General features: G+C 64.2%; 25 protein-coding genes. 13 read left to right on the forward strand and 12 right to left on the reverse strand.

Features of this window, described 5'->3' with window-relative positions; translation table 11 throughout:
• Window positions 1–33: 33 nt before the first annotated feature.
• From infB to pspF, 5 genes are all read right to left on the reverse strand, one after another.
• On the reverse strand, window positions 34–2,646 hold the full coding sequence (gene infB / locus LOZ74_RS13400; protein WP_230291578.1) for a translation initiation factor IF-2: 2,613 nt from the start codon (window positions 2,644–2,646) through the stop codon (window positions 34–36).
• A 103-nt stretch (window positions 2,647–2,749) separates the two neighbouring features.
• Window positions 2,750–3,544 carry a DUF448 domain-containing protein gene (locus LOZ74_RS13405; RefSeq protein WP_230291579.1) on the reverse strand — a complete coding sequence of 265 codons (795 nt, stop codon included), beginning with the start codon at window positions 3,542–3,544 and terminating at the stop codon, window positions 2,750–2,752.
• Window positions 3,525–5,189: a transcription termination factor NusA gene (nusA, locus tag LOZ74_RS13410; protein WP_230291580.1), complete on the reverse strand. Its 1,665-nt coding sequence runs from the start codon at window positions 5,187–5,189 to the stop codon at window positions 3,525–3,527. Before nusA ends, LOZ74_RS13405 begins: the two co-directional genes overlap by 20 nt.
• An 83-nt stretch (window positions 5,190–5,272) precedes the next feature.
• Window positions 5,273–5,848 carry a ribosome maturation protein RimP gene (rimP, locus tag LOZ74_RS13415; RefSeq protein WP_230291581.1) on the reverse strand — a complete coding sequence of 192 codons (576 nt, stop codon included), beginning with the start codon at window positions 5,846–5,848 and terminating at the stop codon, window positions 5,273–5,275.
• Between the two features lie 156 nt (window positions 5,849–6,004).
• Window positions 6,005–7,051, reverse strand: coding sequence for a phage shock protein operon transcriptional activator (gene pspF, locus LOZ74_RS13420; RefSeq protein ID WP_230291582.1), 1,047 nt, complete (start codon window positions 7,049–7,051; stop codon window positions 6,005–6,007).
• Between the two features lie 152 nt (window positions 7,052–7,203).
• Between pspF and LOZ74_RS13425 the strand changes: the two genes are divergently transcribed.
• The 11 genes from LOZ74_RS13425 (at window position 7,204) to LOZ74_RS13475 (ending at window position 13,530) form a co-directional block, all read left to right on the forward strand.
• The gene (locus tag LOZ74_RS13425) at window positions 7,204–7,389 is read left to right on the forward strand and encodes a hypothetical protein (protein ID WP_230291583.1); all 186 of its coding nucleotides are present in this window, start codon (window positions 7,204–7,206) and stop codon (window positions 7,387–7,389) included.
• Between the two features lie 25 nt (window positions 7,390–7,414).
• On the forward strand, window positions 7,415–8,374 hold the full coding sequence (gene pspA, locus LOZ74_RS13430; protein WP_230291584.1) for a phage shock protein PspA: 960 nt from the start codon (window positions 7,415–7,417) through the stop codon (window positions 8,372–8,374).
• Between the two features lie 4 nt (window positions 8,375–8,378).
• Window positions 8,379–8,669 (forward strand): envelope stress response membrane protein PspB, encoded by a 291-nt coding sequence (pspB, locus tag LOZ74_RS13435; protein WP_230291585.1) that lies wholly within the window; start codon window positions 8,379–8,381, stop codon window positions 8,667–8,669.
• Complete coding sequence (gene pspC / locus LOZ74_RS13440; RefSeq protein ID WP_230291586.1) at window positions 8,666–9,043, forward strand: envelope stress response membrane protein PspC; 378 nt, start codon at window positions 8,666–8,668, stop codon at window positions 9,041–9,043. The genes pspB and pspC overlap by 4 nt, the downstream gene beginning before the upstream one ends.
• Before the next feature lie 27 nt (window positions 9,044–9,070).
• Entirely contained in the window at window positions 9,071–9,358 is a 288-nt protein-coding gene (locus tag LOZ74_RS13445; protein WP_230291587.1) for a hypothetical protein, read from the forward strand.
• 30 nt (window positions 9,359–9,388) lie between these two features.
• Complete coding sequence (locus LOZ74_RS13450; RefSeq protein ID WP_230293893.1) at window positions 9,389–9,700, forward strand: hypothetical protein; 312 nt, start codon at window positions 9,389–9,391, stop codon at window positions 9,698–9,700.
• A complete protein-coding gene (locus LOZ74_RS13455) occupies window positions 9,697–9,963 on the forward strand; it encodes a hypothetical protein (protein WP_230291588.1) in 267 nt (88 codons plus the stop codon). Before LOZ74_RS13450 ends, LOZ74_RS13455 begins: the two co-directional genes overlap by 4 nt.
• A 14-nt stretch (window positions 9,964–9,977) precedes the next feature.
• Window positions 9,978–10,229 carry a hypothetical protein gene (locus tag LOZ74_RS13460; protein ID WP_230291589.1) on the forward strand — a complete coding sequence of 84 codons (252 nt, stop codon included), beginning with the start codon at window positions 9,978–9,980 and terminating at the stop codon, window positions 10,227–10,229.
• Window positions 10,230–10,271: 42 nt separating this feature from the next.
• On the forward strand, window positions 10,272–10,682 hold the full coding sequence (locus LOZ74_RS13465; RefSeq protein WP_230280392.1) for a SufE family protein: 411 nt from the start codon (window positions 10,272–10,274) through the stop codon (window positions 10,680–10,682).
• Between the two features lie 393 nt (window positions 10,683–11,075).
• Window positions 11,076–11,681, forward strand: a complete 606-nt coding sequence (locus tag LOZ74_RS13470) for a hypothetical protein (RefSeq protein WP_230291590.1) — start codon at window positions 11,076–11,078, stop codon at window positions 11,679–11,681.
• 61 nt (window positions 11,682–11,742) lie between these two features.
• Window positions 11,743–13,530: a DUF885 family protein gene (locus tag LOZ74_RS13475; protein ID WP_230291591.1), complete on the forward strand. Its 1,788-nt coding sequence runs from the start codon at window positions 11,743–11,745 to the stop codon at window positions 13,528–13,530.
• Between the two features lie 54 nt (window positions 13,531–13,584).
• Here LOZ74_RS13475 and LOZ74_RS13480 read toward each other — a convergent pair whose 3' ends face one another.
• From LOZ74_RS13480 to LOZ74_RS13495, 4 genes are all read right to left on the reverse strand, one after another.
• Entirely contained in the window at window positions 13,585–14,916 is a 1,332-nt protein-coding gene (locus tag LOZ74_RS13480) for an ATP-binding protein (RefSeq protein ID WP_230293894.1), read from the reverse strand.
• A gap of 203 nt (window positions 14,917–15,119) precedes the next feature.
• The gene (locus tag LOZ74_RS13485) at window positions 15,120–15,797 is read right to left on the reverse strand and encodes a response regulator transcription factor (protein ID WP_230280390.1); all 678 of its coding nucleotides are present in this window, start codon (window positions 15,795–15,797) and stop codon (window positions 15,120–15,122) included.
• 129 nt (window positions 15,798–15,926) lie between these two features.
• Entirely contained in the window at window positions 15,927–16,277 is a 351-nt protein-coding gene (locus tag LOZ74_RS13490) for a PepSY domain-containing protein (protein ID WP_370638835.1), read from the reverse strand.
• 98 nt (window positions 16,278–16,375) lie between these two features.
• The gene (locus LOZ74_RS13495; protein WP_230291592.1) at window positions 16,376–17,131 is read right to left on the reverse strand and encodes an SIMPL domain-containing protein; all 756 of its coding nucleotides are present in this window, start codon (window positions 17,129–17,131) and stop codon (window positions 16,376–16,378) included.
• 177 nt (window positions 17,132–17,308) lie between these two features.
• On the opposite strand from LOZ74_RS13495, the gene LOZ74_RS13500 reads away from it, so the two are divergent.
• Window positions 17,309–19,111 (forward strand): ABC-F family ATP-binding cassette domain-containing protein, encoded by a 1,803-nt coding sequence (locus LOZ74_RS13500; protein ID WP_230291593.1) that lies wholly within the window; start codon window positions 17,309–17,311, stop codon window positions 19,109–19,111.
• Window positions 19,112–19,129: 18 nt separating this feature from the next.
• On the opposite strand, the gene LOZ74_RS13505 is transcribed toward LOZ74_RS13500, so the two are convergent.
• Entirely contained in the window at window positions 19,130–20,698 is a 1,569-nt protein-coding gene (locus LOZ74_RS13505) for a winged helix-turn-helix domain-containing protein (RefSeq protein WP_230293896.1), read from the reverse strand.
• 136 nt (window positions 20,699–20,834) lie between these two features.
• Here LOZ74_RS13505 and LOZ74_RS13510 point away from each other — a divergent pair, with 136 nt between their 5' ends.
• Window positions 20,835–21,062: a tautomerase family protein gene (locus LOZ74_RS13510; protein ID WP_230291594.1), complete on the forward strand. Its 228-nt coding sequence runs from the start codon at window positions 20,835–20,837 to the stop codon at window positions 21,060–21,062.
• A gap of 83 nt (window positions 21,063–21,145) precedes the next feature.
• Here the strand turns inward: LOZ74_RS13510 and LOZ74_RS13515 are convergent, their stop codons facing one another.
• The gene (locus LOZ74_RS13515; protein WP_230291595.1) at window positions 21,146–22,960 is read right to left on the reverse strand and encodes a DUF885 family protein; all 1,815 of its coding nucleotides are present in this window, start codon (window positions 22,958–22,960) and stop codon (window positions 21,146–21,148) included.
• 84 nt (window positions 22,961–23,044) lie between these two features.
• Window positions 23,045–23,557 carry a DUF6456 domain-containing protein gene (locus LOZ74_RS13520; protein WP_230291596.1) on the reverse strand — a complete coding sequence of 171 codons (513 nt, stop codon included), beginning with the start codon at window positions 23,555–23,557 and terminating at the stop codon, window positions 23,045–23,047.
• Between the last annotated feature and the right edge of the window lie 8 nt (window positions 23,558–23,565).

Consider the following 23,565-nt stretch of genomic DNA (forward strand, 5'->3'; position numbering starts at 1 on the left):
CACCGACCTGCCGCCACGCTGTTACACTTGGGGTTACAGAACGCGCTCGCGCTCCTCGACCTCGAAGACTTCCAGCTGGTCGCCCGGCTTGATGTCGTTCGTGTCTTCCAGCACCACGCCGCATTCCAGACCCGCGCGGACTTCGTCCACATCGTCCTTGAAACGCCGCAGCGAGGCGATGGAGGTCGCCGAAACGATGACATCGTTGCGGGTGAGACGGGCGAACAGACCCTTGCGGATGACGCCTTCCTCGACCAGCAGACCGGCCGCCTTGTCCTTCTTGCCCGCAGGGAACACCTGCTTGATGCTGGCGCGGCCGACCACGTTCTCGATCCGCTCGGGACCAAGCTCGCCAGCCATGCGCTTCGCGATTTCCTCGGTCAGGTGATAGATGACGTCGTAGTACATCATCTCCACCTTGTCCTTTTCCATCTGCTGGCGCGCCTTGGCATTGGGACGCACGTTAAAGCCGATGATCGGAGCACCCGATGCCGCCGCCAGCGTCACGTCGCTTTCGGTAATGGCACCCACGCCCGAATGCAGGACGCGGACCTTGATGAGATCGTTCGAGATCTTGGCAAGTGCGGTCGAGATCGCCTCGACCGAGCCCTGCACGTCCGCCTTGATGACAACGGGGAACTCGACCATCTCGCTCTTCAACGCCGAGAACATGTTCTCGAAATTGCTGACCGGCATGGCGGTGCGCTTCTCGTTCGCCTTTTCGGTACGATAGGCGGCAACCTCGCGGGCGCGCTGCTCGTTTTCGACCACCGACAATGTGTCGCCGGCACGCGGCACACCGCCCAGGCCCAGCACTTCGACCGGGGTCGAGGGACCGGCTTCCTTCACCTGACGACCCTTGTCGTCATGCAGCGCGCGGACGCGGCCGCTTTCGGTGCCGACAACGAACACATCGCCGCGCTTCAGCGTGCCGCGCGTGACCAGAACGGTCGCCAGCGGGCCCTTGCCCTTGTCGAGCTGCGCCTCGATCACGGTCGCCTCGGCGTCGCGGTCGGGATTGGCTTTCAGCTCCAGCAGTTCGGCCTGCAGCGCAATCGCGTCGAGCAGCTTGTCGAGGCCGATCTTCTTCTTGGCCGACACCTCTACATCCATCACGTCGCCGCTCATGGCTTCGACGATGATTTCGTGCTCCAGCAGACGTTCGCGGATCTTTTGCGGGTTCGCCTCGTCCTTGTCGATCTTGTTGATCGCCACGATCATCGGCACGCCCGCCGCCTTGGTGTGATTGATCGCCTCGATCGTCTGCGGCATCAGCCCGTCGTCGGCAGCGACCACCAGAATGACGATATCCGTCACATTGGCACCACGCGCGCGCATTTCGGTAAAGGCTTCGTGGCCCGGCGTATCGAGGAAGGTGATCAGGTCACCGCCCTTGGTCTTGATCTGATAGGCGCCGATATGCTGCGTGATGCCGCCCGCTTCGCCCGCGGTCACATCGGTACCGCGCAGCGCGTCGAGCAGGCTGGTCTTGCCGTGGTCGACATGGCCCATGATGGTCACGACCGGAGGACGCGGCTTCAGCGTCTCTTCGGGATCGACATCGACGGTATTGTCGATATCGACATCGCTTTCCGAAACGCGTTCGATATTGTGGCCGAATTCCTCGACCAGCAATTCGGCGGTGTCCTGATCGATCGTCTGGTTGACGGTGACCATCATGCCCATGTTGAACAGGGCCTTCACCAGATCCGCGCCCTTTTCGGCCATGCGGTTGGCCAGTTCCTGCACCGTGATGGCTTCGGGCACGATCACGTCGCGCACCTGCTTTTCACGCTGCTGCTGCTGGCCGCGATATTGCGAACGGCGTTCCTTTTCCCGCGCACGCTTCAGCGCGGCAAGGCTGCGCGCACGCGCACCCTCGTCATCGTTCAGCGCGCGGTTCACGGTCAGCTTGCCGCCACGGCGACGGTCCGCGCCCTTGGCTTCGGCATTGCGCGTATCGCCGCGTGCGTCGCGGGCGCCGCCCTTCTTGTCGGCGGCAGGCTTTTTCTCGGGCTTCTTGGGCTCGGGACGCTTGACCGGCGTGAACTTGCGCGGCGCGGGCACGGCTTCGCCATCGCCATCGTCGCCGGGCGCGGTTTCGGCTTCGGCCTCAACGGCGGCCTTGCCGGTTTCGTCTGCCGCAGGGGCTTCCTGTTCGGCTGCCTTGGCGGCCTCTGCCTCGGCGGCCTTCTTCGCTTCCGCTTCGGCCTCCGCCTCGCGATTGGCTTCGGCGCGCTGCTTCTCTTCCTCGATAGCCTTCGCCTTGGCCTCTTCCTCGCGGCGGCGGGCTTCCTCGGCCAGCTTCAGGCGCTCTTCCTCGGCCTCGCGCTGCAGGCGGGCGACGCGCTCCTGCGGCGTCTCGTCGCTGGGCGCGGGGCGCTTGGGCGCGGGCTTTTTAGCGACCGGAGCGGGCGCGGGTTGAGGGGCTGCGGCGGGCGCAGGAGCCTTGGCTGCCGGTTCGGGCGCAGGCGCGGGAGCCGGCGCGGCCTCGCCCGGCTTCAGGATCTTGCGCTTGCGCTTCACCTCGACCGCGACCTTGTTGGTACGGCCATGGCTAAAGGTCTGCTTGACCTCGCCCGCGTCCACCGCACGCTTCAATCCAAGCGGCTTGCGGGTCCGGGTGTTGTTGTCGTTATCGCTCATACTGGTCAAAAAGCCCTATCAAAATCGTCTTCGTCGTCACGCCGCATCCGGCGTCGTCATCTGCTGCGGCCCGCCTGTGCAGGTGCGCCGAACGCGCCCGCCTTTACGGTTCGCTGGCCTGCGGCGCGGCAGGCCCCCGGTGGTCCGACCCGGCATTTCCGGCGGCAGACGGCGGTGCACCATCATGCCCAAGGTATCGGTTGAGCCTTGCAAGCAAGGTCGAAACACGTCCGGCGGCGGCACGATCGGTCAACGCCAGATGGACGGTATTGTCGCGGCCCAATGCCACAGACAGCGCCATCCGGTCCAGAGGCAAGCGTATGCCTGCAAGGCCTGAGCCCTCTTTTTCCTCTCCCACGCGCCATGCCTGGTCCAGACGGCGCGATCCGTCGCCGCCTGCATCGCTGGCATGGGCCAGCCACCAGACCTTGCCCATGCGCGCCGCTTCGGCAATGCGGTCGGACCCTGCCAGCACGTTGCCGGCGCGGTATTCTATACCCAGCCGGTCGGTCAGCGAACGGGTGAGCGCCTGCTGCGCCAGATCGGGCAGATCGTCCGGAATGGCCGGCGGCGCGCCCTTGAAGCCGCGCGCCAGCGCACCCTTCAGATGGCCCCTGGCAATCGCTTCTTCAAGTTCGGCGCGTGTCACGCCAATCCATGCGCCGCGCCCCGGCGCCTTGGCATGGGCGTCGGGCAGCACGCTGGCCCTGTCATTGGCATCGGGCCCCATTGCCAGCCGCAGTAATTCCTCACGCGGAGCAATGCGGCCCGTGATAACGCATTTGCGCATAGGTCCATCGCCCCGCGCGCTGCTGCGGCGGGTGACGGCGACCTCGTCGAATTCGGCCGCCTTACCGTCGATGTCGGACGCTAGGGTCTCATTGTTCGGAGTCCGCATCGGCGGCCTCCTGCGTGTTCTCGTCGGTGGCAGGCGCGCTTACCGTTTCGACTTCATCTTCAAACCAGTGCGCGCGGGCCGCCATGATGATCTCGTTACCCTGCTCTTCGGTCAAACCATACGCGCCCAGCACGCCGCCCTTGTCTTCGGGGCGACGGTCGCGCTTCATCGGCGGGCCCTTATCGGGACCACCACGACGACGCGGACCTTCGCGGCGCTTGGCGATCAGCTCGTCGGTGGCAAGGTCGGCCAGATCATCCAGCGTCAGGATACCGGCATTGCCCAGCACGACCAGCATTTCCTCGCTCAGATGCGGGATTTCGGCCAGCGCGTCCTCTACGCCCATCTCGCGGCGGGCGGTGCGGAAGGTTTCCTCGCGGCGCTCCAGCGCCTCGACAGCGCGCGACTGCAGCTCTTCGGCAAGGTCTTCGTCGAAACCTTCGATGGCGGCCAGCTCGTCACGCTCGACATAGGCGACTTCTTCCAGCTCGGTGAAGCCTTCGGCCACCAGCAGCTGCGAAAGCGTCTCGTCGACGTCCAGCTCTTCCTCGAACATCTTGGAACGCTCGGCGAATTCCTTCGAACGCTTCTCGCTCGATTCCGCCTCGGTCATGATGTCGATCTGGCTTTCGGTCAGCTGGCTGGCCAGACGCACGTTCTGGCCGCGGCGACCGATGGCCAGCGACAGCTGATCATCGGGAACGACGACTTCGATACGGCCCTCTTCCTCGTCGATGACGACGCGGCTGACGGTCGCGGGCTGAAGCGCGTTGACGACGAAAGTCGCGGTGTCCTCGCTCCACGGGATGATGTCGATCTTCTCGCCCTGCAGTTCCTGCACGACGGCCTGAACGCGGCTGCCCTTCATGCCGACGCAGGCGCCGACGGGGTCGATGCTGCTGTCATGGCTGATCACGCCGATCTTCGCGCGCGAACCAGGATCACGGGCGGCGGCCTTGATCTGGATGATGCCGTCGTAAATTTCGGGCACTTCCTGCGCGAAAAGCTTCTTCATGAATTCGGGGTGCGCGCGGCTCAGGAAAATCTGCGGGCCACGGTTCGACCGCTCGACCTTCATGATCAGCGCACGGATGCGTTCGCCCACGCGGGCGACTTCGCGGGGGATTTGCTGGTCGCGGCGGATGATGCCTTCGGCGCGGCCGAGGTTAACGATCACATGGCCGAATTCGACCGACTTGATCACGCCGGTGATGACTTCGCCCGCGCGGTCCTTGAATTCCTCGTACTGGCGCTCGCGCTCGGCATCGCGGACCTTCTGGAAGATCACCTGCTTTGCCGACTGCGCGTCGATGCGGCCCAGGTCTACCGGGGGCAGCGGGTCGACGATGAAGTCACCGACCTGCGCGCCATCCTGCAGCTTCTGCGCCTGCTCGACGCTGACCTGCTTGAAATAGTCCTCGACCTCTTCGACGACTTCCACGACGCGCCACAGGCGAAGATCGCCGGTCTGCGGGTCCAGCTTGGCGCGAATGTCATTCTCGGCGCCGTAACGGTTGCGCGCGCTCTTCTGGATCGCTTCTTCCATCGCTTCGATCACGATGGATTTGTCGATCATCTTTTCACTGGCCACCGCATTGGCAATCGCCAGAAGCTCTGCGCGGTTCGCCGAAATCGCATTCGCCATTTTAATCGTCTTCCCTGCTCAATTCCGGCAAAGGCCCCATTGGTGGCCCGCCGCATAATGGTTTGCCGTCGAAAGCGCCAGAACTAGTCCGCGTCCTCTTCCGACATATCCTCGACTTCTTCCACCTCGTCCGCGCCGGTGGTGTCCAGCGGGACGGTCGACTTGATCAGCCGGTCGGTCAGCATCAGCTTGGCCGAATGAATATCGGCCAGCGGCATCGTCACCGTGCCCAGCTTCTTATCCTCGACCGTGACCATCCCGTCGTCGAACGCGGCCAGATCGCCCTGAAAAGTGCGCTTGTTCCCTGCCGGAGCCTCGGCATCCTTGGACAGGGTAATCCGCGCCTCGTGCCCGATCCAGTTCGCGAAATCCTTTGCGCGGGTCAGCGGGCGGTCGATACCGGGAGAGGAAACCTCCAGCCGGTATGCGCCCTCGATCAGCTCGTCGCCCGCTTCCTCGCGCGCGTCGATGGCATCGGACACCCTGCGCGAGATCGCCATGCACTGGTCGATGACCAGCTGACCCGTTTCGGGGTTCTCGGCCATGATCTGCAAGGTCCGCTCGTCATCCGAACCGAACAGTTTCACGCGCACGAGTTCGAAGCCGGAAGCACTGACTTCCTGTTCGATCAGATCGGTGAGACGCGCGATATCGGTCATGCCATTCCTTGTTGAACCTCTATGCCGCGAATACGGAAAAGCGCGCCGGAACCTTGCGGTGCCGGCCCGGCTTTGCGCGCGACAATGTCGGGATGAGTCGTCAGATAGGCGCGCGATGCGCAAAAAGCAAGCCGGATCGACCGGCAGATTGTGCGTTCAGGCCGCCTTCCCGCCGTCGGCATCCGCCTCGTTCAGCCCGTGCTTGCGGATGCAGTGACGCAACTGGTCATAGCTGAGCCCCAGGGCTTCGGCCGCGCGGCGCTGGTTCCAGCGATGCCGGTCGAGCGCGGATTCGACGATGGCCCGCTCGTGCCCGTCGACCGCCGCGCGCAAATCGGTCACGGCGGCAAAGTCGAACGCCGGTTTCAATTCGACCGGCGGCAAAGGATCGCTTCTGCCGGTCGCTGCGCGCTGCGACGCCCTTGGCGCCCATGGCGAGGCGAAGGGATCGAACACCACCGATCCGACGGGCGTATTCCAGTCGTCCCAGCGATAGACCGCACGTTCGATCACATTGCGCAATTCGCGCACATTGCCGGGCCATGGATAGGCTTCCAGCTGCTCCACCACGCTGTCGGAAAAGCCCGGCCAGTCGTCCCACAGCAATTCGGCCGCCATGCGCCGCCCGAAGAAATCGGCGATCACCACGACATCGCCTTCTCGCGCACGCAGGGGCGGCAGGGTGATCACCTCGAAACTCAGCCGGTCGAGCAAGTCGGCGCGGAATTCGCCGCGCTCGGCCAATGTCGGCAGATCCTCGTTCGTGGCGGCCACGATGCGCACATCGACCGTCGTGGGGCGCGATGCGCCGATGCGCGTAACCTCTCCATATTCGACCGCGCGCAACAGGCGTTCCTGCGCCGCCATCGATAACGTCCCCAGCTCGTCCAGAAACAATGTGCCGCCATCGGCTTCCTCGAACCGCCCTGCCCGCGCCTTGGACGCGCCGGTAAAGGCCCCCGCCTCGTGCCCGAACAATTCAGCCTCGATCAACGTCTCGGGCAATGCGGCGCAGTTCATGACGACCAGCGGTTCGCCCCAGCGGTCGGACAGATGGTGAAGTCGTTCGGCGATCAGCTCTTTGCCGGTGCCGCGTTCACCGATTACAAGGACGGGGCGCGACAAAGCGGCTGCGCGACTGGCCCGTTCGACCGCGTCGAGAATGGCCTGTGACTGGCCGACAAACTGCTTTCCCCGATCCATTGACCAGAAGTTAGCGCATTTTCCCAACTCTTGGCAATATTTTCGACAGCTGTCGCCACAGCAATCTTATAAGTGATTGCAATGTCTTAATTTTATCGAGTTGGCACGCTCCCTGCATAGTATCTGGCATAGTTCGAAGATGTGGGGACATCATGTTTAGTTTTCGCCAATCCGGCCCGATCGGTCCACTTGCCACCAGCATTCTCGCTGCGATCGCGATGCTTTCGCTCAGCGCCTATGCGGTGCGTGACATGACCTGCTCGCTTCCGCCGGTCTGCGACATCAAGCTGGTAACGCCGGCCAAGGCCCCTGCGGCCTTCGGTTACGTGCTGGCCTGAAGCAGATATCCCTGAAGAGGACGCTATGGACGACAAGAACAAGCTTTCACCCGAAACGGGCAAGATGCAGGCCGATGACGATGCCCGCAAGCTGGCCGATACGCCGTGGACCGACGACGGGGAAACCGGAGACCGGTCATCGATCGACCGGAAGGCCGCGTCGCGCTTCGAGCGCGAGGTCGCCCGCCTGAAATCGGATCGCGACCGGGGTGAACCGCGCCGCCAGCGCGACTATGACGATGAAGAGCCGATCCGCTTTCGCGGCGGCAACAGCCTGAGGCAGAACGGAGCCCAATTGATGGGAATATTTTCACGCACCCGTGACATCATTGCCGCCAACTTCTCGGACATGATCGAGAAGGCCGACGATCCCGAAAAGATGATCCGCATGATCATCGTCGAGATGGAGGAAACGCTGGTCGAGGTTCGTGCAGGCGCCGCCCGCACCATCGCCGACCAGAAGGAAATGCAGCGTCACGCGGTGAAGCTGGAGCGGTTGCAGGCCGACTGGGCCGACAAGGCGCAGCTGGCCTTGTCCAAGGACCGCGAGGATCTGGCCCGCGCCGCTCTGCTGGAAAAGCGCAAGGCGACCGATCTGGCCAAGCAGCTGGCCGACGAAATGGACGTGCTGGAACAGAGCCTGCGCGCCAACGAGGAAGACATCGCCAAGCTGCAGCAGCGCCTGCGCGAGGCGCGCAGCCGCCAGTCGATGATCGCGGCCCGCCTGGAAAGCGCGGAAAACCGCGTCCGCCTGCGCAAGCTGATGACTACCGAGCGCGTGGACGAGGCGCTGGCCCGCTTTGAAATGCTGGAGCGCCGCGTCGATTATGCCGAGGGGCAGGCCGATGCGCTGGGAATTGCCATGAAGGGCGAGCCGACGCTTGCCGAACAGATCGAGGGGCTGTCCGCCGTCGACAAGGTCGACGAGGAACTGGAAGCGCTGAAGCGCGCCATGGGCAACCCGACCGCGAAGAAGGAGGATTGATCCCGTGGAAGGCTTTCTTGCAATTATCTGCATCTTCGTCGTCCTGCCGGGCATGATCTTTCACTATGTGACCAAGTGGAAGACTGCCCCCACCCTGACCCAGGGTGACGAGGAGATGCTCGACGAACTCTATCGTCTTGCCCGCCGCCTCGACGAGAGGATGGACACGGTCGAGCGGCTGGTCGCCGCAGACAATGACGAATTTGCCAAGCCCCGGCTGATCGCGGACCAGGAATCCGACAATGTAAAGCTGGCCGAGCTGGAACGCATGATGAAGGAAAGGAACGCACAATGAGCAGCACCGAACGCACCCGTTTTTACCGTGACAAGGTGAACGGCAAGTTCCTGGGCGTGTCTGCGGGCCTTGCCGATTACACCGGCATCGACGCGATCTGGATCCGCCTCGGCTTTCTGATCGCCACCATCACCATGGGCTGGCCGTTCTTCATCTATATCGCGCTGGGCATCATGGCGCCAAAGAAGCCGTCCCATCTTTATACCGACCGGCAGGAGCAGCAGTTCTGGCAGGGTGTCCGCCAGTCGCCCGCCCGCACCGCCCGCGAGGTAAAGGCCAAGTTCCGCGATATCGACCGCCGCCTTGCGCATGTCGAGGAGTATTACGTCAGCGGCAATCGCCAGCTTTCGAACGAGATCGAGAAGCTGCGCTGAGACGCGACAAACAGGGGACTTTGAACAATGGAAAAAGAACTTGCCCTGCTGATCCCTCTGGCCCCGTTCCTTCTGGGCGGGCTGTGGATGTGGACCAAGCACCAGACCAAGATGGCCGAGATGCAAGTGAAGGCCACCGCCGAAAAGGCCGCCCAATATGCGCAGCACACCGCGCAGCTGGAAGAGCGGGTCCGCGTGCTGGAACGCATCGTCACCGACAAGGGCACCGACCTTGCCCGCCAGATCGAGGCGCTGCGCGAGGAAGAAAGCGACCAGCGTCTGAGCGCACCCGTCAAACCGCGTCACGAGGTTTAATTCATGGAAGATCTGCTTAACCCTGCCGTCATGTGCGTCGGCATCGTCACGTTCGGCATTGCATGGGTGATCAACACCGCGATCCGCGTTCGCGGCGGCTATCCGCTGGAAAACAGCTGGGGCAAATCGGTCTATCCGAGCAAGGATAACGAAACGATCGAGCGGCTGAAGCTGGCTTCACAGGAAAACGCGCAGCTTCGCGCCGAGCTGGGGTCGGTGAAGGACCGCCTTGCCAATGTAGAGCGCATCGTGACCGACAGCGGTTACCATCTGACGCACGAGATCGAGGCACTGCGCTCCGCCGATATGAAAACGGGCGAGAAGGAAGGGCAATATCAATGAGCTGGGTGACCGCCATCGTTCTGATCGTGCTGATCGTTTCGATCACGCAGGTGATCCGGTCGCGGCACAATGCGCAGGCCGGGTTCGGCACCGACGAGGATGGCAATCCGGTCGCGCGCCAGCGTGACGAGGCCGAGGAAGCCCGCCTGCGCGCCGAGATCGCCGAGCTGAAAGAGCGGGTAAAGGTGCTGGAACGCATCGCCACCGACGAACGCCAGAAGCTGGGTCTTGCCGAAGAGATCGAACTGCTGCGCGACCGCTGAGAGGAAGCTGACCCATGAGCATCGAGATCACATCGACCACATTGTTCGCGCTGATCGGCCTGTCCATCGTGACGGCGGCGCTGCTTTATGGCTGGCAGGGCTGGCTGACGCTGAAAATGCGCCAGCTGGACGCGGCGCAGGGCGGTTTTGCCGCCCTGCGCGTCGCGGACGAGGGCGATGCGCCTGCCGCCGCGCGGATCGAACTGGCCGATTTGCGCGAGCGCGTCCGCAGGCTGGAGGCGATTGCCAACGGGGTTGACCTGTAGCCCCCCTTGCGGCGGCGGCCGGTCAAGGCTAGCCCGCCGCATATGCGATCCATCGACGATATTGCCGAAGAATATGAATTCCTCGAAGGCGACGAGCGTTACCGCCTGCTGATCGAGCTGGGGCGAGAGCTGGAACCGATGCCCGCCGCGCTGAAGACCGAAGCGACGCAGGTAAAGGGATGCTCCGCCGCTGTCTGGGTCTATCCCACAAGGGACGGTGACAGGCTGCATTTTCTGGCCGACAGCAATGCCGCCATCACCAAGGGCATTGTCGCGCTGGTGATCGCGGCGGTGCAGGACCGGCCCGCCGCCGAAGTGGCCGATACCGATATCGCCGCCGTGCTGGCCCCCTTTGACCTGAAAAACCAGCTGTCTTCGAACCGGACGCAAGGCGTGCCGAACATGATCGCGCTGATCCGCGAAACCGCCGCAAGGATCGCGGCGGAAGGCTGACCCTTACCCTGGCGCCCCGCTGCCCCGAAACGGGTCGCGCTCGCGGCTGTTCAGAGTGACAAAGGTGACACCTGGTACAAACACTGTCACCCTGCGCAAAGCCGCAAGATTGCGCGGGTTTTCACCGCTTTTCGCCGTCCGGACGACATTTGGCGGTGCGCGGAAGATTCACAGGTTGAAAGAGCGGCCCGACGCGTGGCGTACACCTTCCCCTTGCACGATCGATCCTGTGTAGGACAGTTAATCATGATCGCAGGGCGATAAAGCGGACGACGCCATTTGACCTATCTATCCCCTTAATTTATCGAGATTTTTTATAGGTATTGGCAATGCCGGGCCCGTAACCCGGTATTTACCAACCATTCCCCCGTAAATTCGCAAGAAGGTCGCCCTATGATTGGTGGAAAGCCCCCGAAGCCCGATTCGCTGCAGGCACGCGTGTTCGAACACAGCGATCTGCAACATCTGGGCAGTATCAAGGACGATGTTCCGCCGGCATTGCGCGCCAGCCAGCTTCGCCGGATGGCGGGCGAGATGTTGGCAAGGGCCGACAGGCTGGAAGCCGGAGAGACGGCGGACGAGGAGACCGGCCAGCATATCGGGCTGGACGATGCGCGAAAATCGTGGACCGTCGGCAAGTCCGACCTGACCGCCCGCGCGGGCTTTATGCTGGACGTGTGCACCTGGCGGGACCGCTGCCTTGGCAAGCGCTTTGTGGCCGATATGCCGCTTCGCATCCTGCTGATGCTCTATCTCGCACGGCTGAGCGAGGCGGCGGTCACGGTTCGCGACCTTGCATCCGCGCTGGATTGCGAAGCCTTTGAACTGGGCATCCCGCTCGAGGAATTGCGGCAGGCGGGCTATTTGCAGGTCGAAGGCGATGGCGAGCGGATCAATCCCGATATCGTGCTGGCCGGTCCCGCGCTGATCCGGATCACGCGCTTTCTGACCGACAAGCAGGACGGGCGGCTGTCGCTGCGCTGGCCGCTCTCGTTCTGATCCGTCCGGCATGGCGCATCGCGGCTTTCCCCGCGTGCCGGTGATGCGCTAACGCCGACAGATGAATCCCGCCTTCCGACTTATCGCCGCAGCGCTTTGCGCCGCTGCCCCTGCCGCCGTTGCCACGACAGCCCTCCCTGCCGCCGCCATGGGCCAGACCCCTGCCGCACAGGCCAGTGCCGATGCGCAATTGCGCGCGCTGTACGAGGGCGATTACGCATGGCGGCTGGAGGATGACCGGCGGATTGCACGGCCCGACGGGCGCAGCGAGGCAGGGCCTGCGCTGCGCTCGGTAACGCCGGAGGCAGAGGCGCGGCGCGCGGAACATGCGCGGGCGATGCTGGCGGCGCTGGACGCCATCGATGCACAGCGCCTGTCGCCCGCCGGGACGATCAATGCCGCCGTGTTCCGCGCCCTGCTTGACGAGCGGATCGGCGATGCAAAATTCCGCAGCCATGAGATGCCGTTCAATTCGGACAGCAATTTCTGGAGCTATCTGAACGCCGGCGCGCCCTTTGCCAGCGCCGGGGAATATGAGGATTACATCGCCCGCATGCGCGATGTGCCGCGTTATTTTGCCGAACATATCGCCAATGCGCGCCGCGGCCTTGCGCGCGGGTTCAGCGTGCCGCGCGTGTCGCTGGAAGGGCGCGACGTTTCAATCGAACCTTACACGCAGCTTCGCGGCAATCCGTTCCTGACCGCGTTCGACACGATGCCCGCCAGCATCCCCGCTGCCGAGCAGGCAAGGCTGCGGACAGAGGCCGAGGCCGCCGTCGCGGACAGCATCGTCCCTGCCTATACCGGCCTGCTCGCGTTCCTGCGCGACGATTACCTGCCGCATACGCGCACCGGCCTTGCCGCCTATGACCTGCCTGACGGCAAGGCATACTATGCGCAGCAGATCAGGGCCTATACCACGCTTGACCTGACGGCGGAGCAGATCCACCGGACCGGCCTGTCAGAAGTGGCGCGGATCGAGGGCGAGATGCGCGCGATCATGGCGGAAGTCGGCTTTTCGGGCAGCATCGCCGAATTCAACGAAGCGCTGCGCAGCGATCCGCGATTTATCGCGCGCACGGGCGACGAGCTGATGGGCGTGTCTGCCTATGTGGCAAAGCGGGTGGACGGGCGGATCGGCGATTATTTCGGCTTCCTACCGCGCCACCGCTTCGCGATCCGGCCGGTCGCCCCTGCCATCGCGCCGTTCTATACCGCGGGGCGCGGCGGGCTGGATGCGTGCCAGATGAACACGCATGACCTGCCATCGCGCCCGCTGTATAATATTCCCGCGCTCACGCTGCACGAATGCAGTCCCGGCCACAGTTTTCAGGCAGGCGTGGCGCTGGAACAGCCCGCCCTGCCCGCGTTCCGCCGCGATGTGTATTTCAGCGGGTTCGGTGAAGGCTGGGGTCTTTATACCGAATATCTGGGCGAGGAGATGGGCATCTATCGCACGCCATACGAGCGGTTCGGGCGGCTGAGTTACGAGATGTGGCGGGCTGCGCGGCTGGTGATCGATACGGGCATCCATGCCTATGGCTGGGACCGCGAAAAGGCGATCGACTACCTTGCCGCGCGCACTGCGCTGTCACGGCACGAGGTGGGGACCGAAGTCGACCGCTATATCAGCTGGCCCGCGCAGGCGCTGTCCTACAAGCTGGGCGAGCTGACCCTGCGCCGCGTGCGGGCCCGGGCAGAGGACGCGCTGGGCCCGCGTTTCGATATTCGCAAGTTTCACGATGTGGTGCTGTCGCTGGGTTCGGTGCCGCTGCCCGTGCTGGAAGCGCGGATTGACGCGTTCATCGCCGATGGCGGTCAGGGTCTGGCGGGCGTGGCATACGACTGAGTGGACGCGGCGACTTTGCCCGCGGCGACTATGGCTGCGGCGCAGCCCGAGCGGTTATTGCGGCGCGGCTGCGCGGGGGAGGCTGAGTTTCACCAGCAATCCGCCCAGATCCTCGCTTTCGTCCAGCGCGACCGATCCGCCATAGATTTCGACCACGTCGCGCACGATGGCAAGGCCAAGGCCGGTGCCGGGCTTGTTGGTGTCCAGCCGCGCGCCGCGGGCGAACAGCTTGTCGCGGTCGGCGGCATCGATGCCCGCGCCGTCATCCTCGATCCAGATTTCGCATAAAGGCGCATCGGGCACGGCATCCAGCGTGACGAACACGCTGCCCCCGCCATATTTCGCGGCATTCTCGATCAGATTGCCCAGTATCTCGTCAAGATCCTGCCGCTCGATCGCGACCATCGGCTGCGGCGCGCCCGGTTTCGGCCCGTCGAGATCGAAGCGGACATGCGGATACAGGCGCGACACCGCCCGCTCCACCGCCTCGGCCGAGGCGTGGACATCGGCGCGCGACAGGCCGACCGCGCGGCGGCCCAATGCGCGGGCGCGCGCCAGATGGTGATCGACCTGCCGCCGCATTGCCGCCACCTCGCGTTCGACCAGTTCGGGCAGGTTCTCGGCATGGGCGGCGGCGGCATTGTTCAGCACGGTCAGCGGGGTTTTCAGCGCATGGGCCAGATTGCCGGCATGCGCGCGCGCTTCTTCTGCCTGCTTTTCCGAATGGGCGAGCAGCGCGTTCAGCTCCTCCACCATCGGCTGCACTTCCAGCGGCAACGGCTGGGTCACGCGCGACGCGCCGGTCATGCGGATATGCTGGATCGCCAGCCGAACGCCGCGCAAAGGCGACAGGCCCAGCCATATCTGCAGCGCCGCCATGGCAATCAGCCCCACCGCCAATGCGGCAAAGGAATAGACGAGGATGTGCCGGATGCGCCCGATCTGCACATCCAGCTCTTCGCGGCTGGCGGCGACGACGAACCACCACTGCGTCTCGCTGCCCGGCAGGAAGATCGGGCGCTGCATCATGCGCAGCGGCTCTCCCGCGAACTGGGCGCTGTCATAGACCAGCGGTTCGACATGGCGGGCTTCCTGCACCGTCAGCGTGCGGTCCCACAGGCTGCGCGAGGGAAAATCCTCGTGCCCCTCGCCCGTGATCTGCCAGTACAGTCCGCTATTGGGTTCAAGGAAGCGCTGGTCGCCCAGCGGGCGCGAGAAGAACACCTCTCCGTCCGGGCCGATTTCGGCAGAGGCGACCATGGCGGTCAGCATGTAGTCGAGCTGTTCGTCGAAATTGCGGGTGATCAGGCCGGTCAGCGCGCGATCCAGCGCGATGCCGCCCGCCAGCAGCAGGAAGGCCGTCCACGCAAAGGCGATCAGCATCATGCGGCGCGAGAGCGAGCCGGTATGGCCCGCGCCCAGCTTCACGCCTTTCAGCTTCAGCCGCGCCAGGGCGGGCGGACGCAGCGATTTGCTGTCATGTCCGCCAGCGATCGCATCTCCCTTGGCGGGCGCAGCGGTGCTGCCGGCCTTGTCCTCGTCAGGGCCGGTGCGGGGTGCGGCTTCGAAAAGCTCCGCCACCGCCTGCGTCAGCTGCGGGGCGCTTCGGCGGGATCGTCGAGGCTATAGCCAAGGCCGCGGATGGTGGTGATGACATCGGCGCCCAGCTTTTTGCGGATGCGCGTGACGAACACTTCGATCGTGTTGGAATCGCGGTCGAAATCCTGATCGTAGATATGTTCGATCAGCTCGGTCCGGCTGACCACCTTGCCCTTGTGGTGCATCAGATAGGACAGCAGCTTGTATTCCTGCGCGGTCAGCTTCACCGGTTCCCCCGCAAGGGTAACGCGGCCCGAACGCGTGTCCAGCCGCACGGGGCCCGCCGTCAGCTCGCTGCTGGCATTGCCGGTCGAACGGCGGATCAGCGCGCGCAGGCGGGCGATCAGCTCCTCGGTCTGGAAGGGCTTGGCAAGGTAATCGTCGGCGCCCGCGTCCAGACCCGCCACCTTGTCGGACCAGCTGTCGCGCGCGGTCAGCACCAGAACGGGGAAATTGCGCCCCTCCTTGCGCCACATGCCCAGCACGGTCAGCCCGTCGATTTCCGGCAGCCCCAGATCGAGCACGACCGCGTCGTAATCCTCGGTCGAGCCGAGGAAATGCCCGTCCTCGCCATCGGTGGACAGGTCCACGGCATAGCCATTGGCTTCCAGCGTGTTTTTAAGCTGGCTGCCCAGCGTGGGTTCGTCCTCGACGATCAGGATCCGCATGCAGTCTCCGGTTATCTTATGCCGTGATTATATAGGGCCCCGTATCCGGCGCCCGGTTTTCAGCTGAAAAGATGGGGGCCGCGCGGGAATCGGTCAAGATGCGGGCGGTTTCGCGAATGGACCGCTGTATTACCGGCTGCGCCCGACCACGCGGCCGGTGCGGGCATCGACGTCGACGAACACCACGCGCCCGCCGTCTTCCATGAATTTCAGCCGATAGATCATCGCCGCACTGTCGAATTCCGGCCCCAGATAGCGCGCGCCGCCCATGCGGGGCACCACGCTGCGTTCGATCTGGCGCAGGGACAGCACATTGCCCGCCCGCAATTCGCGCCGCGCCTCGCTCTGCCCGTCCTTGGCCTGCGCCATGGCGGGCACCGCCGCCACGGGGGCGACCATGCCGCACAGCGCCAGCGCCGCCAGACCATGGCGGAACAGCGCAATGCCGGACAAGGGACGAAGGGGGGACAGCAGCCTCATGACAAGAGACTGCCTAAGCCCCGACCATTGAACAAGGCGTGAATGTTGCGTTCCGGCATTTGAAAGCGGCCCCCGTTACCGGAACGCAACATATTCGATTAGTTCACGAGTTCAAATCTTGTCGAAAGCGTGACCTGCGTCGATACCTGACCGGGCCGCGTCGGCGTCTTTGCCGCGGGGGCCGATGCCTGCACCATCAGCGCGCGTTCCTGCACCGGCGCGGAAAAGCCCATGCTTTCCGACACGGTCAGCAGCTTTACATCGCGGTATCCGGTCATGCGCGCATAATCGCGCGCCTGTGCCAGCGATTGTTCCCACGCCGCCTTGCGCGCCTGTGCCCGGGCGCCGCTGTCGTCGACGATGCCCCATTCGGGCCCGCTAAGGTTGGTCGCCCCCGCTGCCACCAGCGCGTCGAGCACATCGCCAACCTTATCGATATCGCGCAATTCGACCGAGACAGTGTTCGATGCCTCATACCCCGTAAAGCGCGGCTGTTCGCCGTTGCGGTAATCATATTGCGGGTTCAGCCGGATGCCGGTGGTCTGCACGTAATCGCGGTCGATCCCCAGCGAATCCAGCCGTTTCAGCACCTTGTCCATTTCGGCGGCATTCTGCTGCATCGCGGCCTGTGCGGTGGCGGCGCGCGTGGTGACGCCTGCGCCGACCGTCGCCTTGTCGGGGTCTCCGGCGACCTGCTGCATCACCTGCAATTCGACGACGGGACCCTGCGACGCGACGGCAACGTCGGCAGCCATCGCGGTGCCGGGAAAGGCCGACACGCCGACACCCGCGCCCATGGCCATGACGGCGATGGCGGGAACGGCAAGCAGCGATTTGAAAGCGGTTCGGGACATGAACAATGATCTCCTCTTCACATGTCCCTATCAATACGTAGCCATGCTGGCTGTTCCTTGAACGTTGCCCCGAACATTGGCCACGAACATTGGCCCCGAACATTGGCCCCAAACATTGGCCACGAACATTGTCGGGGAACGCTTGCAGGGGGCCGGTTACGGGACTAGGCGGCGGCGATGGCACAACCTCCCGTTCTCTCGCTTGAAAATCTTGGCCTGCAGCAGGGGGGCCTGACCGTGAACGACGGCTGGCTGTTCCGCGACCTCGACCTGCATATCGCCCCGCGCGACCGGCTGGCGCTGATCGGCCGGAACGGCGCGGGCAAGACCACGCTGATGAAGCTCATCGCGGGCGAGATCGAGATGGACCGCGGCAAGCGCGTGATCGTGCCGGGCACGCGGGTCGTCACGCTGGAGCAGGAGCCCGACTTCACCGGCTGCAAGACGCTGATGGATTATGCGCTGCACGGCGACGATGCGCCGCAGCAGTTCGCGGTGGAAGCGATCGCCAGCCAGATCGGCATCGACATGACGCGCGATCCCAAGGCGGCGAGCGGCGGCGAAAAACGCCGCGCTGCCATCGCCCGCGCGCTTGCCAGCGAACCCGATGTGCTGTTGCTGGACGAGCCGACCAACCACCTCGACCTGTCGGCCATCGACTGGCTGGAAGACTGGCTGAACCGCTATACCGGCGCCTTTGTCACCATCAGCCACGACCGGACCTTCCTGACCCGCCTGACCCGCGCGACGATCTGGCTGGATCGCGGGGCGCTGCGGCGCAAGGATGTGGGTTTCGGCGGTTACGAGGCATGGGAAGAGCAGGTCTATGCCGAAGTAGCGCGCGCGGCCGAAAAGCTGGATGCCAGGCTGAAGCTGGAAGCGCACTGGCTGGAGCGCGGGGTGACCGCGCGGCGCAAGCGCAATCAGGGCCGGCTTGAGAAATTGTGGGAAATGCGCGCGGCGCGGGCCGCCATGATCAACCCGCAGGGCACGGCCAAAATGGCGCTAGCCAGCGATGACAGCAAGACCAAGAGCGTCATCACGGCCGAGCACATCTCCAAAACCTATGGGGACCGCACGGTCATCAAGGATTTCTCGCTGCGGATCCAGCGCCGCGACCGGATCGGCATCGTCGGCGGCAATAGCGCGGGCAAGACCACCTTGCTGAAAATGCTGACGGGCGAATTGCAGCCCGACAGCGGAGAGGTCACGCTGGCCAAGACGCTGTCGGGCGTGATGATCGACCAGCAACGCAGCCTGCTGTCGGACGAGAAAACGGTGCGCGAAGTGCTGGCCGAGGGCGGCGACTGGATCGACGTGCGCGGGGTGCGCAAGCATATTCAGGGCTATCTGAAGGAATTCCTGTTCGATCCGGGTCTGGTCGAGGCGAAGATCGGCACATTATCGGGCGGCGAACGGTCGCGGCTGTTGCTGGCCCGCGAGTTTGCGCGCACGTCGAACCTGCTGGTGCTGGATGAGCCGACCAACGATCTCGACCTCGAAACGCTTGACCTGTTGCAGGAAGTGATCGCGGATTACGACGGCACGGTGCTGATCGTCAGCCACGACCGCGATTTCCTCGACCGCACGGTGACGGTGACTTTGGGCCTCGACGGCAGCGGCACGGTGGACATTATCGCGGGCGGCTATGCCGATTGGGAGCGCAAGCGCAAGGATCGCAGCCAGCAACGCGCCGCGCCGAAGAAGGCCGCCGCCACGCCCCCTCCCCCGCCGCAGAAAAAGACCAAGCTGAGTTACAAGGACCAGCGCGATTACGATCTGCTGCCGGGGCGGATCGAGGAGCTGGAAGGCGAAATCGCAGCCAATGAGGAAGCGCTGGCCGATCCCGACCTCTATACCGCCGATCCCGACAGATTCGCGTCGCTGACGGCCAGGCTGGAACGGCTGCGCGGCGAAAAGGATGCCGCCGAAGAACGCTGGCTGGCGCTGGCCGAAGAGGTCGAGGCGCTGGAGGGATAAGGCGCGCGCGGCCTGCCTCTAAAGCGAATGGCGGGCCAGCGCCTCGGAGAATATCCGGCGTCCCTCGCCGGACGAGAACGGAAAGCTCCTCAGGAAATCGCTGGCGCGTATATCGGGGTCCATGCTGCGCGCCCGCGCCACCCAGCCCGCGGCCTTTTCCCGGTCGCCCGCCACATCGCGCGCGACCGCGGCGACAAGCGGGATATGCTTGTGCGCCCCGGGCGAGTGGACGGCCATTTCGGACCATCTGATCGCCTCTTCCAGATTGCCCGACAGTATATTCGCCATGCCGCGGCTGGACAGCATGCCATAGCGCAGCGGGTCGAGCGGGCTGAGCCCCAGCGCAAGGTCCAGATTGTCGATGGCCGGATCGGCGGCACCGGTCAGCGTCTGCGTCAGCCCGCTGACATAGACGGCCTGCGCGTAATTGGGGCTGAGCTTGGTCGACCGCGCAAGCCATGCGAGGCTTCCGTCGAGATCGCCCTCTATCCACTGAACCCGTCCCATGACCAGATTGACGAACGGATCCAGCGGATCGAGTGCCACCGCCCGTTCCGCTGCCGCGCGCGCGGCATGACGCGACGCATCGACATCGGCGCGATACCGCATGAAGCCTTCCTGAAATCGCGTAAAGGCAAGGCCGGCGTGCGCCCGCGCGAATTCCGGATCGAGCGCGATCGCGCGTTCGAAGAATGCCCGCGCAGCAAGGTTGTCGCTGCGGTTGTAGCGATAGATCTGTTCCAGCCCGAGGTGATAGGCCGCCCATGCGTCGAGCCGGTCGGTCGCCATCAATCGTGCGCGTTGGGCCTCATGCGCGGAAATCCGCACTTCCAGCGCAGCGATCACGCTTTTCACGATGCGCGAACGGATATCGTGGACCGCGTCCAGCGATTCCTCATAGCGCTCGCCCCAGATCACCGCGCCGCCCTCGGTATCGGCAAGCTCGACGGTCACGCCAAGCCGCCCGCGCGCGATCTCCACCTCGCCCGACAGCGCATAGCGCACGCCCAGCACCTGCCCCACGCGCACCGCATCGGCAGGCTGGCCGCGAAAGCGGAATGTCGACCCGCGGGCAATGACGAACAGCCAGCGCAACCGCGAGAGTTCGGCGATCATTTCATGCGGCAGGGCGTCTGCCATTGACGCATAGCCTTGCCCGTCGCCCCGCAGGGTAAAGGGCAAAACCGCTATCGACGGGCGGGCATGCCGCGGCGGCGGTTCCGCGTGACCGGCATCTGCGTTGTCCGGCTGAACCGGCAGTCGTGGCGTGGCGGGAAGTTCGACCCGGACATGTCCGGCAAAGCGGAAACCGATGCCGTGCACCGTGGCGATATAGCGTTGTTGCCGACCGTCATCACCCAGCAGGCGCCGTGCAGACTTGATGCGGCTTGAGATCGCGGCATCGGAAACGATCCTGCCGTTCCAGACTTTTTCGATAATCTCGTCGCGTGTCAGCAGCCGGTCGGCATTGCCGGCAAGCAAGATCAAGAGCGAGAGGACCTGCGGTTCGGCATCGAGTGCAATGCCGCCTTTCAGCAGCACGAATTTCGCTTCGTCGAGCGTGAAATCGTCGAACCGGTAGATCATTGCCTCCACAATGAGCCGAATTCACCAAATCTCCAAGAAATCTCCAGACCGTCTTCAAGCTTCGCGGCGAAGAGAAGCCTATACGCTTCTTATCGGCAGGCAATAGGGACCTGCCACAATTCAAAGGGAATTGGACATGCCTCTCGTAACTATCGATGTCATCAAGGATGTTTTCACTGCCGAGCAGAAGCAGGACATGATCAAAAAGGTGACCGACACCATGGTCGCCATCGAAGGCGAAGCGCTGCGCGGCGTGACATGGGTTCGCGTTATGGAAGTCGAACAGGGCGACTGGGCCATCGGCGGCCACTGCCTGACGGCTGCCGACGTGCAGGCCATGGCGCGGCAGACGGAACCGGCCTGACCGCTACGCGCCTTTCACATGCAATGGCCCCCGCGCACCGGAATGCGCGGGGGCCATCTATTGGTGCGACAATAAATGCCCGGTCACGCCTTTTGCGCGGCGATCCAGCGGTCGACGCGCGCTTCCAGCACGCTTAGCGGCATCACGCCTTCCTTCACCAGCTCGTGGAACTGGCGCAGGTCAAAGGCCTCGCCCAGCTCGCTTTCGGCCCTGGCGCGCAGTTCGACCCATTTGTTCTGGCCGATCTTGTAGCTGCATGCCTGCCCCGGCCACATGCAGTATCGGCGCACTTCCGCCTCTGACCGTGTGCGGGTAAAGCCGACGGTGTCGACGAAATATTGCGTTGCCTGCTCCACCGTCCATTTCTTGTGGTGCAGGCCGGTATCGACCACCAGACGCGCGGCGCGGAACAGCCAGCTTTGCAGCGCGCCGGCCTTTTCCATGCCTTCATAACCGCCCAACTCATCCGCAAGCTGTTCGGCGTAAAGCGCCCATCCCTCGCCATAGGCGGAAATGTAATAGTTCTTGAGCAGCATCGGCGTGTCGCCGGCCTGCTGGACAAGGCTGCCGTGCAGATGATGGCCGGGCACCGCCTCGTGATAGGTGAGCGAGGGCAGCGTGTATTTCGGCCAGTCCTCGGTATGTTTGAGGTTGATGTAATAAATACCGGGGCGCGACCCATCCAGCGAGGGCCGTTCGTAATAGCCCAGCGGGGCGCCGTCCTGAATTTCGGCAGGCACCGCGCGGATCTCGACCGGCTGGGTCGGCAGGGTGGCGAAGGCCTGCGGCAGCTTTGCCTGCATCGCGTCGAGGCTGGCGTTCAGGTCGGCGAGCATGGCCGCGTGCCCCTCGGCCGAATTGGCGTAAAGCTGGTCGGGCCGCGCGTTGAACTGCGCCAGCCGCTCGCCCACCGTGCCGTCGGTCAACCCGACTTCGGCCAGCATTCCGGCCAGCTGCGCGCTCAATTCGGCCACCTGCGTCAGGCCGATCTGGTGGATGTCCTCTGCCGACAAATCGGTCGTGGTCGAATTGGCAAGCTCAAGGCGGTAAAGTTCCGCCCCTTCAGGCACGCGCCAGATGCCGTCGCCCGCGGCAGAGGTCGGTTTCAGCTCTTCCAGCATTGCTGCCTGACGCAGCAAGGCAGGCTTGATCTGCCCCTCCATGATGGCGATGGCCTGTGCTTCCCATTCGCCCGCAATACCCTTGGCAGCGGTCCGTTCGGCCAGCGATTTCACCAGCCGCGTATCGGCGGCGGGGGTTTCGGCCATGGCCGTGATCTGCGCGATGGCGGTTTCCAGCGACCATGCGGGCGCCAGATAGCCCTTGGCCGCCTGTTCGCGCTGCAAATCGCTTTCGGCGTCCAGCCCTTCGGCAAATTGCACCATGCGCTGCAGATAGGCATTGGCATCGTCCGCCGTTTCCACCGGATGCTTGGTATCCATGAAGCTGGGCACCGCGCTGTACGAACCGCCCATGTGGCTCAGCACATAGGGGCTATAGACGCTGCCCATGCCATAGGGCTTACCCCAAAGCCGCTTTTCCATCATGTCGGCGACCACGGCGTGCTGCACCTTGTGCTGTTCGGACAGGCCATCGGTGGGGATCGCCTTGATACGGGCCAGCATCGCCTCGGCATGGGCTTCCTCTTCCTCGATTCCGGCGCGGCCGAATTTGCCCAGATGATGGCGCGCCCATGCGTTATCGCCGGTGTCGATCCCCATCGACGTCATCGATGTCGGGCTGATCCGCATATCGCCCCAAAAGATGCGATCCATCGTGGCGGTCAGCTGGTCGCCCGCACCGCCCTGCGCCCGCGCCGCAGCGGGAAGCGTAAAGGCAAGGGCAATGGTGCCCGTTCCGGCAAGGAACTGGCGGCGGTGCAAGGCAACAGGTTTCATGGAGAGGACTCGCTTTTGGGCGGTTTCAACTGAAACCGAAGCTTGCATGCGAGGCCCGTAAGATCAAGCCGGTTGGATCGGGCGTCAACCGATCCGGTAAAATCCCGCCACGCGGTCCAGCGCAAGGCCCAGCACCAGCTTGCCGCTGCGGACCGGCCAGCCCATTGCCTTTTCTGCGATGCCCACTGCCTCGCCCGCGCAGACCACGCGCCACAGAATGTCATTCAGGCCCGGCCCCGCCGCAGCGACAGCCTTGTCGAACCGCGCCTTGGCCGCGATCTGCCGTTCCGACGGGTCCAGCCCGCGATCGGGATTGGTGCCGCTGACCCGCACCACGTCCCAGCGCATGGTGATCGACGGGGCAAGCTGCGCGCGTTCCCAGTCGGCGCGCAGCCGCTCGCCCGCTTCATATTGCCCCTCGGTCAGATGGCCATGGGCATACAGCCAGCCGAGCGGCGATTCCTTGAGGTTCACGGTAACCGCACGGGCACGTCTGGATGCGCCGCCGCGATAGGATTGCGATATCCGGCGCGGTCCTTCGCTGGTCAATTCGCGCGTGACATATTCGCCCGGGCCCTGATTCAGATCGTCGGTCATGGTCGTTT

It is taken from the genome of Croceicoccus sp. Ery5 (assembly GCF_020985325.1).
In the GTDB taxonomy this organism is placed as follows: Bacteria; Pseudomonadota; Alphaproteobacteria; order Sphingomonadales; family Sphingomonadaceae; genus Croceicoccus.